Origin of the sequence: Saccharothrix mutabilis subsp. mutabilis, assembly GCF_039521145.1 — a bacterium.
In the GTDB taxonomy this organism is placed as follows: Bacteria; Actinomycetota; Actinomycetes; order Mycobacteriales; family Pseudonocardiaceae; genus Actinosynnema; species Actinosynnema mutabilis.
In genome coordinates this window covers 481119-496827 of sequence record NZ_BAAABU010000004.1, presented here as the reverse complement: position 1 = coordinate 496827, position 15709 = coordinate 481119, and the positions used below count along the sequence as shown (strand labels likewise).

Here is a 15709-nt window from a genome sequence, read left to right as displayed (position 1 = left end):
TAGGCAGCGATGGTGGACAAGCGCCCAGGAGAAGATGAACGGGGGGTGAACTCCACACGGGAGGTGACCGGTGACACCGCCCTTCGGGTGATCCCGTGACCTGCACGTTTGCGTGACGTGACCGGTCTGTCACTACTTGGCGTACTGAACGTCCGAGTCCCATTTCTCGAACCCCAACCGGGTGTACACGGCCAGTGCCGGAGCGTTGTCGGACTCGACGTAGAGCATCACCTCGCGCCGGCCGGTGGACCGGAGGTGGTCCAGCCCGGCGAGGGTGAGGGCCTTGCCGAGGCCGCCGCCCTGGGCGTCCGGGTCGACGCCCACCACGTAGACCTCGCCCAGGTCACCGGTGTGCGTCTTGGTCCAGTGGAACCCGAGCAGCCGCTCCTCGGCGTCCACGGCGAGCAGGAAGCCCTTGGCGTCGAACCAGTGCTCGTGCTCCTTCTCGCGGACGTCCTCGATGCTCATCGCGCCCTGCTCGGGGTGCCAGGAGAACGCGCGGTGGTTGACGTAGACGACGGCCGCCTCGTCGCGGCCCGGCTCGAACGGGCGCAGGCGGACGCCGTCGGGCAGCTCGGGCCGGGGCAGGGTGTCGTCCAGCGGGCGGCGCAGGCGCAGCAGCTCGCGGACCTTGTGGTAGCCGAGCTTGGCGGCCAGGGCCTGCGCGCCGGGGTGGCCGCCGTGCGACCAGATGCGCAGCGGGTTGGCGCGTTCGGCGACGGCCTCGACCAGGGCGGTGCCCACGCCCTTGCGGCGGTGGTCGGGGTGGACGGCGAGTTCGGCGACCTTGTTGCCATCGGCGTCGCCGAAGAGGTCCAGGTGGAGGTAACCCACCAACGTGTGGTCTTCGCGCACGAGCAGGTGATTGCTGCCGCGGGCCCCCGGCCGGAGCCGCAGGACGACCGCCTCACCGACGGGCGCGACGCCGCCGTCGGCGTACTGAGCGGCTTCGAGCAGGTCCGCGACCTCACGGGCCTGCTCGTCGGTCAGCTCCTCAAGCCAGGTCGATTCCACACCGCCGAACCTACTAGGTGATCACCAAACCGTCAGCGGACACGGGCCGCCCACGCGCGAGGCCGCCGTCGGCTTGTCGCGCCGCCTTTGCGCGAGGCCGCGTCGGCTTGTCGCGCCGCCTTTGCGCGAGGCCGCGTCGGCTTGTCGCGCCGCCTTTGCGCGAGGCCGCGTCGGCTTGTCGCGCCGCCTTTCCCGCCGATCACGCTTTCCGATCGGCGGGAAAGGCGACGCGATGAGCCGACTCCCAGGCGGCCGAGCCGCGCGACGGAGTCGCGCCATCAGGCACGGAAGATCAGCTCCGCCTCGTCCACCGGGGCGTCCATGTCCACCACGTGCTCGACGCGGCGGGAGGCGCCCGGGCGCGGCGGGCGGACGAACTTGTAGCCCACGTTGCGGACGGTGCCGATCAGGGACTCGTGCTCGGGGCCGAGCTTCGCGCGCAGGCGTCGGACGTGCACGTCGACCGTGCGGGTGCCGCCGAAGAAGTCGTAGCCCCACACCTCCTGGAGCAGCTGGGCGCGGGTGAAGACGCGGCCCGCGTGCTGGGCCAGGTACTTCAGCAGCTCGAACTCCTTGTAGGTGAGGTCGAGCGGACGGCCGCGCAGGCGCGCCGTGTAGGTCGCCTCGTCGATGACCAGCTCGCCGAGCTGCAGCGAGCCGTCGCCGCCGGGCTGGGTGGCGCCGCGCCGCGAGCGCACCAGGCGCAGCCGGGCGTCCACCTCGGCCGGGCCGGAGGTCGGCAGCAGGATCTCGTCCACGCTCCAGTCCGAGTTCACCGCCACCAGGCCGCCCTCGGTGACCACGGCCACCACGGGCACGTCCACACCGCTGGAGTCGAGCAGGCGGCACAGGCTGCGCGCGCCGACCAGGTCGGTGCGGGCGTCCACCAGGACGACGTCGTGCGGACCGGCCTCCAGCAGCGCCGAGACCTCGGGGCGCAGCGGGCGCACGTCGTGCGGCAGCAGGGAGAGCGCGGGCAGGACCGCCTCGGGATCGGAGTCGGTGGTCAGCAGCAGCACGTCGATGCTCATCGCGGCGCCCTCTCGTTCGGCCGGTGTCTGGTCACCGGACCAGGCAGCGCGAAGTACGGTGACCGGGCCCCGTTGCCTGCGGATGTCGGAGACGATACCGGTGCTCGGCACGAAAGGCCCAGGTCAGCCGGCCAGGGTCACAGTTGTTTCCACAAGCGTCACGCGTGTTACACGCATGTCACACGACGCCGTCCTCCTGAGCGGTGTCCACGTGAGCCCCGCTCACGGGGGCTCCGACCTGGCGTTCGTCGTGGGCCACGGCTTCACCAACCACGTCGGCAAGCCGTTCGTGGCCCGCGTGCTGCGCCGCTTCGCGCGGCACGGCGGGGTGGTCGCGCTCGACTTCCGGGGTCACGGGCGTTCCCAAGGGCTGAGCACGGTCGGCCACGACGAGGTGCACGACCTCGCCGCCGGTGTTTCGCTGGCCCGCGAACTCGGGTACCGACGCGTCGTGACCGTCGGGTTCTCCATGGGCGCCTCCATCGCGCTGCGCCACGCCGCCCTGCACGCGGAGCACCCGGACGCCGTCGCCGCGGTGAGCAGCCCGTCGCGGTGGTGGGTGCGCGAGACGCCGGCCATGCGGCGGGTCCACTGGTTGCTCGAACAGCCGCACGGCAGGCTGGCGGCGCGGGCGCTGGGCGTCCGGCTGGGGCCGCCGTGGCGGACGACGCCGGAGAGCCCGCTGGAGGTGGTGCACCGCATCACGCCCACCCCACTGCTGATCGTGCACGGTGAGGACGACCACTACTTCGACCCCGCGCACGCGCGCGCGTTGCACCGGGCGGCGGGTGGCGACGCCGTCCTGTGGGTGGAACCACGGATCCGCCACGCGGAGTCGGCGATGACGCCCGCTCTGGTAGACCGGATCGCGACCTGGCTGGACCACGAGTCTTCGTAAAGGGAAGTCGATGACCGTCACGCAGACCAAGCGCCGCCCGACGCGGGGCCGCAAGCTGATCGTCGCGGGCCTGGTGGTGGTCGGCCTGCTGGTGGCGGCCGACTTCGGCCTCGCGGCGGCGGGCGAGTACCAGATCGCGCAGCGCATGCGGGACAAGCTGAACCTCAGCGAGGACCCGTCGGTGCGGATCAACGGGTTCCCGTTCCTCTTCCAGGCGGTCGCCGGCGACTACCGGGACGTCGAGATCACCGCGACCGGCGTGCCGGTGCGCGACGACCTGCGCGACCTGGAGGTGCGGGCGAACCTCTACCACACCCGCATCGGCCTGTCGGACCTGTTGGCGGGCGACACGTCCAACGCCACCATCGACCAGGTCACCGGCAGCGTGAAGATCAAGGCCGCCGACCTGAACCGGCTGGTCAACAACGTCACGCCGTTCACCGACATGGCGATCGAGCCGGACACGCGGCCGGAGGCGACGCCCACGCAGGCGTCGGGGAAGCCGGACCCGACGCGGGCCGCGGTCAAGCTCAGCGGCAACACCACGGTCGCCGGCCGCAAGCTGCGCATCACCGCCTACGGGTCGGTGTCGCTGGTGGACGGGCAGGTCGCGGTGGCGGTGCAGGACGTCGAGCTGGACGACACGTCGCTGGCGGGCCTGGCGGAGGTGCTGGGCGCGGTGCGGTCGGCGTTGAGCGTCACCATCGACCCGGGCCGGCTGCCCTTCACCGTGACGCCGACGGCTGTCAAAGTGGAGAGCGGGGCCTTCACCGTCGAGGGCACGATCAACAACATCCCACTTGATGGAGTCCGATGACCGGGGCGTGGGCGTTGCTGGGGGCGGTCGCCGTGGTGGCGGTCGTCGGGGTGCTGCTGCGCCGGCACGGCGGGAGGGTTCGGGTGACGGCGAAACCACGCGACGACCTGCCCGGCCCGGTGCGCGACCTGCTCGACCCGGCGACTCCGGTGACCCTGCTCCAGATCTCCACGACGTTCTGCGCGCCGTGCCGCCACACCCGCGTGCTCCTGGCGGACCTCGCGGACCGCACCGACGGACTTCGGCATGTCGAACTCGACGTCACGAACCTGCCCGAAGTCGCCAAGGGGCTCGGCGTCCTGCGCACGCCGACCACGCTCGCCCTCGACGCCTCGGGTGCCGAGCTGCTCCGGGTCGGGGGCGTCCCGAAGCGCGACACGCTCATTGCGGCTTTGCGGCCTCATCTGCCTCGACCGATCGGGTGAACCTGGGAACTCCCACGTTGTGGACGCCACTCCCGGCATGGGGGACGAGCGGCTAGTCTCGTGCCCATGAACAGCCTGCTGACCAAGCGACTCGCGGTGGACCTGTGCCGCGTCCGCAGCAGCCTGTGTCGCGCGGCGAGCTGACCGGGCGGAGCACCGGCCGCCGGACGCCCTTGACGGGTGGGTCCGACTGCCCCTAACACCGCCTGAAGACGGACTGCCCAGTCATGTCACCGTCAGGAGGTCGCCGTGCCGAAAGATGCCCCCGTAGATCCCCGAGGTCCCCGCTTCAGCGCCTGGATCACCGCCGCCATCCTCGCGGTCGTGCTGCTGACCGGGTCGTGGCGGCTCCTCGCGGCGCAGACCCTCTTGTTCGGTCTGTGCGCGTTCATCTCGCTCAAGCTCAACCCGTGGGGCCACGTGTACCGGTTCGCCCTCCAGCCGAGGCTGACCCCCACGTCCGAGCGCGAGGAGGCCGCCCCGCTGCGGTTCGCGCAGGGCGTCGGGTTCGTCTTCGCCCTGGTCGGCACGATCGGGTACGCCACCGGTCTCACCGCGCTCGGAGTCGTCGCCACGTCCGCCGCCCTGGTCGCCGCGCTGCTCAACGCCGCGCTCGGCCTGTGCCTGGGCTGCGAGATGTTCCTGCTCCTGCGCCGCTACGCCCCAGTCCTCGCACGCCCGCAGTAAGAAACGCAAAGAAACAGGAGCCGCTCGATGAGCCGTGAAGACGTCCTGGTCTCGGCCGCTTGGTCCGAGGAGAACCTCGACACGCCCGGCGTGGTGTTCGTGGAGGTCGACGAGGACACCACTGCCTACGACGGGGGCCACATCCCCGGCGCGGTGAAGGTCGACTGGAAGAACGAGCTGCAGGACCCGGTCCGCCGCGACTTCGTCGACCGCGCGGGCTTCGAGAAGCTGCTGTCGGCCAAGGGGATCTCCAACGACGACACCGTCGTCCTGTACGGCGGCAACAACAACTGGTTCGCGGCCTACGCGTACTGGTACTTCAAGCTGTACGGCCACCAGTCGGTCAAGCTGCTCGACGGCGGTCGCAAGAAGTGGGAGCTCGACGGCCGCCCGCTGGACAAGGAGCCGGTCGAGCGCCCGGCGACCGAGTACAAGGCGCAGGAGCAGGACCTGTCGATCCGGGCGTTCCGCGACGAGGTCGTGGAGTCCATCGGCAACCGCAACCTGGTCGACGTGCGCTCGCCCGACGAGTTCTCCGGCAAGCTGCTCGCGCCGGCGCACCTGCCGCAGGAGCAGGCGCAGCGCGCGGGCCACATCCCCGGCGCGATCAACGTGCCGTGGAGCAAGGCGGCCAACGAGGACGGCACGTTCAAGTCCGACGAGGAGCTGGCCGAGATCTACGGCGAGGCCGGCTTCGACGGCTCCCGCAAGACGATCGCCTACTGCCGCATCGGCGAGCGCTCGTCGCACACCTGGTTCGCGCTGCACGAGCTGCTGGGCCACCAGGACGTGAAGAACTACGACGGTTCGTGGACCGAGTACGGCTCGCTGGTCGGCGTGCCGGTCGAGCTCGGCAGTGGCAAGGAGGCCTGAGGTATGAGCGACGGTTGCGGCGCGCCCGTGCAGGGTGTCGAGGTCGAGGTCGGTTCGGGCGAGGTCGTGCTGACCGGCAAGGTCAGCGACTCGTCGGGCCCGGTGGGCGGCGCGTTCGTGCGCCTGCTGGACGCGTCCGGCGAGTTCACGGCCGAGGTGGTGTCCTCGCCGCAGGGCGACTTCCGCTTCTACGCGGCCCCGGGCACGTGGACCATCCGCGCCCTGCACCGGTCGGGCAACGGCCAGGCCTCGGTGTCGGCGGAGGGTCCGGGCGTCCACCCGGTCGAGGTCGCGGTGGCGTGAGTTTCGGGAGTGCACGGACGGGTTCCGGCGCTACCCCCGCAAGGCCCCGGTGGCACCTGCCACCGGGGCCTTCGCTTTGAGCGGTGAGCGCGGCGGCGGCGCGGGCGGTGGTGAGCGCGCGGCGCGGCGGCGAGGAGTTGGGTGGGCCGGCTGCGGCGGTGCGGGTGGCTGGTCGGGGGAGTCGGCAGCCGTCGGGTGGGGTTCGGCGGGTCGTGGCGTTGACCACCGTGGTCGGTGTGGGTCGCCGGCCGGGCGATAAACTCGGCGGGTGGAACACTTCTTCACAGGCCTGTTGGTCTTCGTGTCGTTGCTCGTCGTGTGGTTCGCCGGGTACGTCGTCTACCGGCTGTACTCCGACCAGCGCTGATGACCGAGAACGCACCCGTCCCGGGCAGCGGTGACGCGGCGGTCCAGGCGGCTGCCGCGCGTGCCGAGGTGACCCGCACGCGCAACCTCCCGCAGTTCGACGACCTGCCGATCCCGGCGGACACCGCGAACCTGCGCGAAGGCCCCTCCCTGCACGACGCCTGCCTGGCGCTGCTGCCCCTGGTCGGCGTGTGGCGCGGCGAGGGCGAGGTCGTCTACCCGACGATCGACGGCCCCTACCGCTTCGGCCAGCAGATCACGTTCGCGCACGACGGCCGCCCGTTCCTCTACTACGAAGCCCGCTCCTGGCTGCTGGACGCCGACGGCAACGTCATCCGCCCCGCCGCCCGCGAGACCGGCTTCTGGCGCCCGCAGGCCGACGACACGATCGAGGTCCTGCTGACCCACAACACCGGGATCGTGGAGCTGTACTACGGCAAGCCGCGCACCCAGACGTCGTGGGAACTGGGCACCGACGCGGTCATCCGCACGGCCACCGCCAAGGAGGTCACCGGCGCGCAGCGGCTGTACGGCATCGTCAACAACGGCGACCTGGCGTACGTCGAGGAGCGCGCGATGGTCGGTCAGCCCCTCCAGCCGCACACCTCGGCCCACCTGAAGCGCGTCGTCGGCTGACACCGGCCCTCGGGCGGCTGTACCCGGCCGGTGGCGTCACGCCGCCAACCCGGCTGGGCGTGCCGGCGGTGGCGACGGGCGGCCGGCCCAGTTCGCCGTACCGGCCGGTGGCGTCGGGCGGCCAGTCCGGCTGGCTGTACCGGCCGGGCCGGCGTTGTGGTTCGCCCGATCGGTCGTATTGTCGAACAGTTCTCCGATTGAATTGTTCAACAATCCTCTTGTAGGCCGTATCCTGTGTTCATGCGGCTGCGGCGTTGTGGCACCGACGCGGTGCTGGTCGAGGTGGACTCCCTCGGCGAGGTGGAAGCGGTGCGCGCCGCCGTCCGGGCCGCCGACCTGCCCGACGTGGTCGAACTGGTGCCCGCCGCGCGCACGGTCCTGATCAGCACCCGGCCCGGCGGGCTGTCGTCGGTGCGGCGCGTGCTGGACACCGTCGATCTCGAACACCGCGTCGAGGTCGAGTCGCGCGAAGTCTTGATCCCGGTCATATATGACGGGCCCGACCTCGAACTCGTGGCCGAGACCGCCGGGATCGACGTTGACGAGGTGGTCCGGCTGCACACGTCCGCGACCTACTCGGTGGCGTTCTGCGGGTTCGCGCCCGGGTTCGCCTACCTCGTCGGACTGCCGAAGGCGCTGCAACAGCCCCGCCTCGACTCGCCCCGCACCAAGGTGCCGGCGGGGTCGGTCGGCGTGGCGGGCGAGTACACCGCCGCCTACCCGCGGGCCACCCCCGGCGGCTGGCGCCTGATCGGCCGCACCGACGCCCCCCTCTTCGACCCGCGCCGCGACCCCGCCGCCCTCCTCCAGCCCGGCGACCGGGTCCGCTTCGAGGCCACCGCATGACCACCAGCCCCGCGACCGGCCCGACCAACGCCACGACGAACCCCACGACGGCGCGCACCCCGACGGCCCGCACCCCGACGGCCCGGCGAACCGGCCCCGAGAGCGGAGCCCCGGCGGAGGGCGGCCGGAGCGGAGAGCCGGAGGGCGGCCCGCGCGGAGAGCCCGAGGGCAGCCGGGGCGGCGAGCCCGAGGGCGGAGAGCCGGAGGGCGGCCAGCACGGAGAGACCGAGAGCGGCCCGCGCAGAGAGCCGGTGGGCAACCCGAGCGGAGGGCCGCAGGGGCGAGAGCGGGTCGTCCGTTCGCTCACCGTCCTGCGCACCGGCCCCCAAGCGCTGGTCCAGGACCTCGGCCGGCCCGGGTACGCGCACCTCGGCGTCCCCCCGTCCGGCGCGCTCGACCAGCCCTCCCTCCGCCTCGCCAACCGCCTCGTCGGCAACCCCGACCACGCCGCCGGCCTCGAAGTCCTCCTCGGCGGCCTCCACCTGCGCGCCGACACCGCCTGCACGGTCGCCGTCACCGGCGCCGGCACGCCCACCCTGGTCAACGGCGTCCACCGCGACTCCCCGATCCACCTCCGCCCCGGCGACGAACTCGCCCTCGGCACCCCCGCCACCGGACTGCGCGCCTACGTCGCCGTCTCCGGCGGCGTCGCGCGGGACCCCGAACTCGGCAGCCAGGCCACCGACCTGCTCTCCGGCATCGGCCCCGCCCCGCTCCGACCGCACGACGTCCTCCCCCTGGGCACCCCCACCGGCATCCCGACCGGCGTTGACGTCCTCGTCCCCGTCCACGTCCCCGACGTGCTCGACCTGCCGCTCCTGCTCGGCCCCCGCGACGACTGGTTCGACGACCCCGCCACCCGGCTCCGCCAGGGCCGCTGGACCGTCTCCGACCGCAGCAACCGGGTCGGCCTCCGCCTCGACGGCACCGCCCTGCGCAGCGCCAGGACCGGGGAGCTGCCCAGCGAAGGCCTGGTCACGGGCGCGGTGCAGGTGCCGAAGGACGGGTTGCCGGTGATCTTCCTGGCCGACCACCCGACCACCGGCGGCTACCCGGTCATCGGGGTCGTCGCCCGGGAAGCGCTCCCCCTCCTGGGCCAGGCCCGCCCGGGGACCGCGGTCCGCTTCCGCCCACAGGGCTGAACGGACGCAATTGGTCTAGACCCATTGTCATTCGCGGTCGCACGACCTACGTTCGGACGTGGCCGCCGTGGTTCTCGAACGATTCCCTGTCAATCGAGAGGCACATCCATGCGCCGACTAGCCATCGCGCTGGTGGCACTCGCCACCGCAGCCCTAGCCGTCCCCGGCGCGGCGTCCGCCGCCTCCGGCCTCACCGCCACGTTCAGCAGAACCGGCACCACGGGCAAGTTCGTGGTCGCCAACGCCACCACGGCCGCCGTCTCCGGCTGGTCGATCAAGTTCGACCTGCCGGCCGGCGTCACGGTCAGCGGCGCGCAGAACGCGACGACCACCCAGACCGGCACGCGGGTGACCCTGACGCCCGCCTACTACATCAACACCATCCAGGCGGGCCGCTCCACCGAGCCGTTCAGCCCGAGCTTCACGCTCAGCGCGGCCGTCGACCCGACCACCTGCACGATCAACGGCTACAACTGCGACGGCAGCGGCGACCCGCCCCCGCCGCCGGCCCCGGTGACCGCGGACTTCAGCCTCAGCGGCAGCACCGGCAAGTTCGTCGTCAACAACAACTCCGACGCCACGCTCACCGACTGGGCGATCACGTTCACCCTCCCGAGCGGCGTCACGGCGAGCGGCGCGCAGCACGGCACCATCAGCCAGAACGGCACCGCCGTGACGCTGACCCCGGTGCACTACAACAAGTCCGTCGGCGCGCGTCGGTCCACCGAGCCCTACAGCCCGACGTTCACGTTGAGCCGCGCCGTCGAACCGGTCACCTGCCGGATCAACAACTCGAACTGCGACGGCTCGCCGGACGTCCCGCCGACGGCCCCGACGAACCTCGCGTCCCCGGTGAAGACCACGAAGACCGTGTCCCTGACGTGGAACGCCTCCAGCCCCGGCTCCCTGCCGATCGCGGGCTACGAGGTCTACAACGGCTCGGCGCTGGCCACCACGGTCACCGGCACCACCGCGACCGTCACCGGTCTCACCCCGAACACCGCCTACACGTTCACGGTGAAGGCCAAGGACACCAAGGGCACGCTGTCCGGCGCCAGCAACCAGGTCGCCGTCACCACCAACAACCCGGCCGACGACACCACCCCGCCGACCGCGCCCGGCAACCTGCGCAGCACGGCCAAGGACGCGGGCAGCGTGACGCTGACGTGGGACGCCGCCACCGACAACAAGGGCGTCGCGAGCTACGACGTCTACGTCGGCGCCACCGTCAAGACCACGGTCACCGGCACCACGGCCAAGGTCGACGGCCTGGCGCCGTCCACGGAGTACTCGTTCTCCGTTCGGGCGCGCGACCTCTACGACAACATCTCCGGGCCCAGCAACGCGTTGAAGGTGACCACTTCGGACATCGTCGGCGGGTACGCGAAGGTCGGCTACTTCGTCCAGTGGGGCATCTACGGCCGGCAGTTCTTCGTGAAGAACCTCGACACCAACGGGGCCGCCGCGAAGCTGACCCACATCAACTACGCGTTCGGCAACATCGACCCGGTCAACCTGACGTGCCTGCAGGGCGTCACCAAGGGCACCTCGCCCAACCCGCAGGACCCGAACCAGGGTGACGGCGCGGGTGACGCGGAAGCCGACTACAGCCGGCCGTTCAGCGCGGCGCAGTCCGTGGACGGCGTCGGCGACACCGGCTGGGAGCCGTTGCGCGGCAACTTCAACCAGCTCAAGAAGCTCAAGGCCAAGCACCCGCACCTGAAGATCCTGATCTCGCTGGGCGGGTGGACGTACTCGAAGTACTTCTCGGACGTGGCCAAGACGGACGCGGCGCGCAAGAAGTTCGTCTCGTCCTGCCTGGACATCTACATCAAGGGCAACCTGCCGACCTACAACGCGGCGGGCGGGCCGGGCACGGCGGCGGGCATCTTCGACGGCATCGACCTCGACTGGGAGTGGCCGGGCGCGGAGGGCCACGCCGGCAACCACATCAGCCCGGACGACAAGCGCAACAACACGCTGCTGATCGAGGAGTTCCGGCGGCAGATGGACGAGCTGAGCCAGACCACCGGCAAGCGCTACCAGCTGACCGCGTTCACCCCGGCCGACCGCGGCAAGATCGAGGCGGGCTGGGAGCTGGGCCGGGTCGCCCAGTCGATGGACATCTTCAACGTCCAGGGCTACGACTTCCACGGCTCGGGCAGCGACAACTCGTGGGAGCCCAACCGCACCGGCCACCAGGGCAACCTTTACCCGGACGCGGACGACCCGTACCCGTTCCACTTCAGCGTCGAGGACACGGTCAACGCGTACCTGGAGGCGGGCGTGCACCCGCGCAAGATCACCGTCGGGCTCGCGTTCTACGGCCGCGGCTGGCAGGGCGTGCAGGACGGCGGGAAGAAGGGCGAGTGGCAGTCCGCGACGGGCGCGGCGCCGGGGCAGTTCCAGGAGGAGGCCGGGACGCGCGGGTACTCGAACCTGATCGCGAGCGTGCCGGGCTGCACGGTCCACCACGACGAGGCGGCGGTGGCGACGTCCTGCTTCACCGGCAACGGCGGGCAGTGGTGGACGTTCGACGACGTCTGGTCGATCCAGAAGAAGACGGCGTGGATGAAGTCGCGCGGGTTGTTGGGCGCGATGATCTGGGAGATGTCCGGTGACACCGGGACTCTGATGAGTGCCGTGGACTCGGGTCTGAAGTAGCGGGTGGTCGCTCCGGGGGAGGCCCCCGGAGCGACACCGTCAGTACTCGGACTCGTACAGCTCCACCAGCTCGGCGTGGACCCCCGCCGAGTCCGGCAACGCCTTCCCGTCCAACGTGTGCACCCGGGTCAGCTTCCGCACGCTGGACGCCAGCACCACCGCGTCCGCGTCATAGAGGTCGTCCACCGCCACCGGCTCGACCTCCACCGTCCACCCGGCCCGGGCGGCGGCCCGGAACAGCGCGGCCTGCGTGGTCCCCGGCAGCAGGCCCAGGCTGTGCGGCGGCGTCGTCAGGGTCTTGCCGCGGGCCACCACCACCGTGGACGTCGGCCCCTCCAGCACCGAGCCCGACGACGTCGTGAACACGACCTCCGACGCGCCCCGGCGTTCGGCTTCCCGCAGCGCCGCCATGTTCACCGCGTACGACAGCGACTTTGCGCTCAGCAACAGCCACGGCGCGCGCTCCATCAAGCCCGGCTCGATGCCGCGGTCCAGGGTCACCGCCGCCAGGCCCTCCGCGCGCTGCGCGTGGACCTTCGGCCCGATGTCCATGCCCAGGGCGAAGGCCGTCGGGGTGCCGTCACCACCCTCGACACCGCGGGTCATGACCAGCTTCAAGGCGATCTCGCGACCACCGGACCAGTTGGCCAGCACCACGTCCACCGCGCGCTCGAAGCCCGCGCGGTCGGGGTCGGGGAGGTCCAGCAGGGCCGCCGAACGGGCCAGGCGGTCCAGGTGCGGGCCCAGCTCCCGCGGCTTGCCGTCGACGACGAGGATCGTCTCGAAGACGCCGTCGCCGCGCATGAGTCCGAGGTCGTCTACGCGGATCAGGGGTGAGTCGGGGTCGGCCTGGGTTCCGTCGAGGAGGGCGAGCACGCGCATACCGTGAGACTACTCACGCTCTACCATCGGTTTCGTGGACACCGCGAGCGGCCCGAAAGCCCTGCGCAAGACACTGCACGACCGCGGGATGCGGATGACGCCCCAGCGGCAGCTCGTGCTGGACGCCGTGCGCGACCTCGGCCACGCCACGCCGGAGCAGATCTGCCAGCGCGTGCAGGCCACCGCGCCCACGGTCAACATCACGACGGTCTACCGGACGCTCGACCTGCTCGACCGGCTCGGCATGGTCCGGCACACCCACCTGGGCCACGGGGCGCCCACGTACTCGGTGGACGAGCACGAGCACGTGCACCTCGTCTGCCACAAGTGCGGCCGGGTGGACGAGGCCCCGTGTGACCTCCTCGACGCGGCGGCCGGAACACTGCGGGAGCGGTTCGGGTTCGAACTGGATGCGAGCCACCTCGCGCTGTCGGGCACCTGCCGTGACTGCCTCAAGGAGAACGACCAGTGAACTCACCGCTGCTGACCGCACCCGGCGCCGTCGCCCCGTTCGAGGGGTCGGCCGACCCGGGCGTGCCGTGGCACTTCGGCGACCCGTTCGCCGAACAGCGGTCGGCCGCGCGGTCGGTGGCCGTGTTCGACCGGTCGCACCGGGCCGTGCTCGCGGTCCCCGGTGAGGACCGGCTCAAGTGGCTGCACTCGCTGACCAGCCAGCACTTCGAGGGGCTGGGCGAGGACCGGGCGACGGAGATGCTGGTCCTGGACGTCCAGGGCCGGGTCGAGCACCACGCCGTGGCCGCGAACGTGGGCGGCGCGGTCTACCTCGACACCGAGGCGGCCACCGCCGGTCCGCTGCTGTCCTACCTGACCAAGATGGTCTTCTGGTCCAAGGTCGAGCCGCGGGACGCGACGGCGGAGCTGGCCGTCCTGACCGTGGTCGGGCCGGAGATCGCCGGGCTGTTCGACAAGCTGGGGCTGCCGCTGCCGGCGAAGCTGGGCGTCGCGGCGCTCGACCAGGGCGGGTTCGTGCGGCGGATGCCGTGGCCCGGGCAGGACGCCGTGGACCTGGTGGTGCCCCGCGACTCGCTCGTGGACTGGTGGCAGAAGCTGACCGACGCCGGCGCGCGACCCGGCGGGAGCTGGGCGTTCGAGGCGCTGCGGGTGGAGTCCCTGCGGCCCCGGCTGGGCGTGGACACCGACGAGAAGACCATCCCGCACGAGGTGAACTGGATCGGCGCGGCGGTCCACCTGGACAAGGGCTGCTACCGGGGCCAGGAGACGGTCTCGAAGGTGCACAACGTGGGCCGGCCGCCCCGGCGGATGCTGCTGCTGCACCTGGACGGGTCGCGCGAGGTCCAGCCGGAGACCGGGGACCCGGTGGTCGTCGGGGACCGGGTGGTGGGCCGCGTCGGGTCCGTCGCGCTGCACCACGAGCTGGGGCCGATCGCGTTGGCGCTGGTCAAGCGGTCGGTGCCGGTGGAGGCGGAGCTGCTGGTCGGCGCGGAGGACCGGGTCGTGCAGGCGAAGGTCGACCCCGACTCGGTCCCGCCGGACACCCCCGGCCTCGGCCGTGAGGCCGCCCGGAACCTGGGACGTTAGAAGGGGTTCGGCGGGGGCGTTGTGTGCCAGGATCACGGACATGTCGCGACCCGGTTCACACGGCACGCTGCTCACCGTCGCCCCCACCGGGGCCGAGCACGCGAAGGCCGACGTCCCCCAGCTGCCCGTCACCCTGGACGAGCTCGTCGCCACCGCCGAGGCCTGCGAGCAGGTCGGCGCGGCGATGGTGCACGTCCACATCCGGGGCGCGGACACGCGGCCCACGCTGGACCTCGGGCTGCTCAAGGACACCGTGGCCGCGCTGCGCGAGCGGACGTCGTTGATCGTCCAGCTGTCCACCGGCGGCGCGGTGACCGACCCCGAGTCGGACCGGCTGCGGGTGCTGGACGCCCTGCCCGACTCGGCGTCCTGCACGATGGGGACGGTGAACTTCGGCGAGGACGTCTTCCTGAACCGGTGGGAGTTCGTCGTCGCGCTGCACAAGACCATGCAGGAACGCGGGATCGTGCCGGAGTACGAGATCTTCGACCTCGGCCAGCTCGCGTCCCTGAACCGGCTGCTGGACAAGCACGGCCTGCCCGCGGGCGGCAAGGTGCACGTGGACCTCGTCATGGGCGTGCCCGGCGGCATGCCCGGTGACGTGGAGACGATGGTCGCGGCGCTGCGGCTGCTGCCCGAGGGCGCGTCCTTCTCGGCCACCGGGATCGGGCGCACGTCGTTGCCGGTGATGCTGGCGGCGTTGAGCGCCGGCGGTCACCTGCGCGTGGGCATGGAGGACACCATCTCCTACGCCAAGGGGCAGCCGGTGCGGGACAACGCGCAGCTCGTGGCGCGTGCGGCGGGGCTGGCGAAGATCGCCCAGCGGCCCCCGCTGTCACCCGCCGAAGCCCGGGAACTACTCGGCGTGCGCAGTCCGGTACAGGTTTGAGACAACTTTGGAAGCAGGTTTGTGTTGGCGGGTGGGCAGGAACTACCTCAGGATGAGTACGTGATCGAGGTGCGTCCTGGCGGGCGCCGGCGGATCGACCGGGTGCTCGCCCCCGGCTACACCGAGGGGATCGAGCGGCTCCCGCTCGCCGACGTGCGCGCCCTGCGTGACGAGGCGGCTCAGGAGGAGACCGACCTGTCGTACCTGCGGCGGCTGCTGCACGCGCGGATCGACATCGTGCGGGCCGAGCAGGCGCGGCGGACGTCGGGCGGGTCGGCGGTGGTCGACCAGCTCGCGACGATCCTCGCGTCCAACGCGGTCGGTCCCGCGACCGGCCTGGGCCGCTACCAGACCCAGGAGCCGTCCCGGGCCGAGGCGCACCGGCGGCACGTCGAGGCGCTGGTCTCGGACGTGGACCTCTCGGACGTGTCGGCGCTCTCGGACGACAAGCTGGACCTGGCGCTGCGGACGTTCATCAACGAGGAGGCGTCGGTCTCCACGCGGCGGCGGGAGGTCCAGGTCGTGGTGGACCGCCTGAACGCCGAGATCGCCGGCCGCTACCAGAGCGGCAGCGCCTCGGTGGACGAACTCCTCGCCGCCGAGCGGGGCTGGCCGACGAACCCGGGCCGCACCAAGGACTGATCCCGCGATCTGGGAGCACACTCCCGGATCGTGG

At 71.8% G+C, this 15709-nt stretch carries 18 protein-coding genes; 15 read left to right on the top strand and 3 right to left on the bottom strand.

Translation table 11 applies throughout. The annotated features are described in order from the left end of the window. Positions 1-132 precede the first annotated feature (132 nt). Complete coding sequence (gene mshD, locus ABD126_RS13380; RefSeq protein ID WP_343934094.1) at positions 133-1014, bottom strand: mycothiol synthase; 882 nt, start codon at positions 1012-1014, stop codon at positions 133-135. A 278-nt stretch (positions 1015-1292) separates the two neighbouring features. Further along, entirely contained in the window at positions 1293-2045 is a 753-nt protein-coding gene (locus ABD126_RS13375) for a winged helix-turn-helix domain-containing protein (RefSeq protein WP_343934093.1), read from the bottom strand. An 82-nt stretch (positions 2046-2127) separates the two neighbouring features. On the opposite strand from ABD126_RS13375, the gene ABD126_RS13370 reads away from it, so the two are divergent. The 11 genes from ABD126_RS13370 (at position 2128) to ABD126_RS13325 (ending at position 11702) form a co-directional block, all read left to right on the top strand. Next, positions 2128-2943 carry an alpha/beta hydrolase family protein gene (locus ABD126_RS13370; RefSeq protein WP_343934092.1) on the top strand — a complete coding sequence of 272 codons (816 nt, stop codon included), beginning with the start codon at positions 2128-2130 and terminating at the stop codon, positions 2941-2943. 10 nt (positions 2944-2953) lie between these two features. Further along, a complete protein-coding gene (locus ABD126_RS13365) occupies positions 2954-3760 on the top strand; it encodes an LmeA family phospholipid-binding protein (RefSeq protein ID WP_343934091.1) in 807 nt (268 codons plus the stop codon). Beyond that, on the top strand, positions 3757-4185 hold the full coding sequence (locus ABD126_RS13360) for a TlpA family protein disulfide reductase (RefSeq protein ID WP_343934090.1): 429 nt from the start codon (positions 3757-3759) through the stop codon (positions 4183-4185). Before ABD126_RS13365 ends, ABD126_RS13360 begins: the two co-directional genes overlap by 4 nt. Before the next feature lie 66 nt (positions 4186-4251). Further along, positions 4252-4329 (top strand): putative leader peptide, encoded by a 78-nt coding sequence (locus tag ABD126_RS38795; RefSeq protein WP_358256176.1) that lies wholly within the window; start codon positions 4252-4254, stop codon positions 4327-4329. Between the two features lie 105 nt (positions 4330-4434). Further along, positions 4435-4872 (top strand): DUF4395 domain-containing protein, encoded by a 438-nt coding sequence (locus ABD126_RS13355; protein WP_343934089.1) that lies wholly within the window; start codon positions 4435-4437, stop codon positions 4870-4872. A gap of 27 nt (positions 4873-4899) precedes the next feature. Further along, a complete protein-coding gene (locus ABD126_RS13350) occupies positions 4900-5745 on the top strand; it encodes a sulfurtransferase (RefSeq protein WP_121224447.1) in 846 nt (281 codons plus the stop codon). Between the two features lie 3 nt (positions 5746-5748). Continuing rightward, on the top strand, positions 5749-6048 hold the full coding sequence (locus ABD126_RS13345; protein ID WP_343934088.1) for a DUF1416 domain-containing protein: 300 nt from the start codon (positions 5749-5751) through the stop codon (positions 6046-6048). Positions 6049-6414: 366 nt separating this feature from the next. Next, positions 6415-7050, top strand: a complete 636-nt coding sequence (locus ABD126_RS13340; RefSeq protein WP_309109727.1) for a heme-binding beta-barrel domain-containing protein — start codon at positions 6415-6417, stop codon at positions 7048-7050. A gap of 240 nt (positions 7051-7290) precedes the next feature. Continuing rightward, positions 7291-7896 carry a 5-oxoprolinase subunit PxpB gene (gene pxpB, locus ABD126_RS13335; protein ID WP_343934087.1) on the top strand — a complete coding sequence of 202 codons (606 nt, stop codon included), beginning with the start codon at positions 7291-7293 and terminating at the stop codon, positions 7894-7896. 311 nt (positions 7897-8207) lie between these two features. Then, positions 8208-9038, top strand: a complete 831-nt coding sequence (locus ABD126_RS13330; protein WP_343934226.1) for a 5-oxoprolinase subunit C family protein — start codon at positions 8208-8210, stop codon at positions 9036-9038. A 108-nt stretch (positions 9039-9146) separates the two neighbouring features. Beyond that, the gene (locus tag ABD126_RS13325; protein WP_343934086.1) at positions 9147-11702 is read left to right on the top strand and encodes a glycosyl hydrolase family 18 protein; all 2556 of its coding nucleotides are present in this window, start codon (positions 9147-9149) and stop codon (positions 11700-11702) included. 39 nt (positions 11703-11741) lie between these two features. Here ABD126_RS13325 and ABD126_RS13320 read toward each other — a convergent pair whose 3' ends face one another. Continuing rightward, positions 11742-12584, bottom strand: coding sequence for an aminodeoxychorismate lyase (locus ABD126_RS13320; protein WP_343934085.1), 843 nt, complete (start codon positions 12582-12584; stop codon positions 11742-11744). A gap of 34 nt (positions 12585-12618) precedes the next feature. Here ABD126_RS13320 and ABD126_RS13315 point away from each other — a divergent pair, with 34 nt between their 5' ends. From ABD126_RS13315 to ABD126_RS13300, 4 genes are read left to right on the top strand one after another with little or no spacing between them, the layout of a single operon-like run. Then, positions 12619-13056, top strand: a complete 438-nt coding sequence (locus ABD126_RS13315; RefSeq protein WP_425542798.1) for a Fur family transcriptional regulator — start codon at positions 12619-12621, stop codon at positions 13054-13056. Continuing rightward, positions 13053-14144, top strand: coding sequence for a CAF17-like 4Fe-4S cluster assembly/insertion protein YgfZ (gene ygfZ / locus ABD126_RS13310; protein WP_343934084.1), 1092 nt, complete (start codon positions 13053-13055; stop codon positions 14142-14144). Before ABD126_RS13315 ends, ygfZ begins: the two co-directional genes overlap by 4 nt. Before the next feature lie 40 nt (positions 14145-14184). Further along, positions 14185-15033 (top strand): beta-keto acid cleavage family enzyme, encoded by an 849-nt coding sequence (locus tag ABD126_RS13305; protein ID WP_343934083.1) that lies wholly within the window; start codon positions 14185-14187, stop codon positions 15031-15033. A gap of 60 nt (positions 15034-15093) precedes the next feature. Further along, positions 15094-15675, top strand: coding sequence for an RsiG family protein (locus tag ABD126_RS13300; RefSeq protein WP_343934082.1), 582 nt, complete (start codon positions 15094-15096; stop codon positions 15673-15675). The last annotated feature ends 34 nt before the right edge of the window (positions 15676-15709 follow it).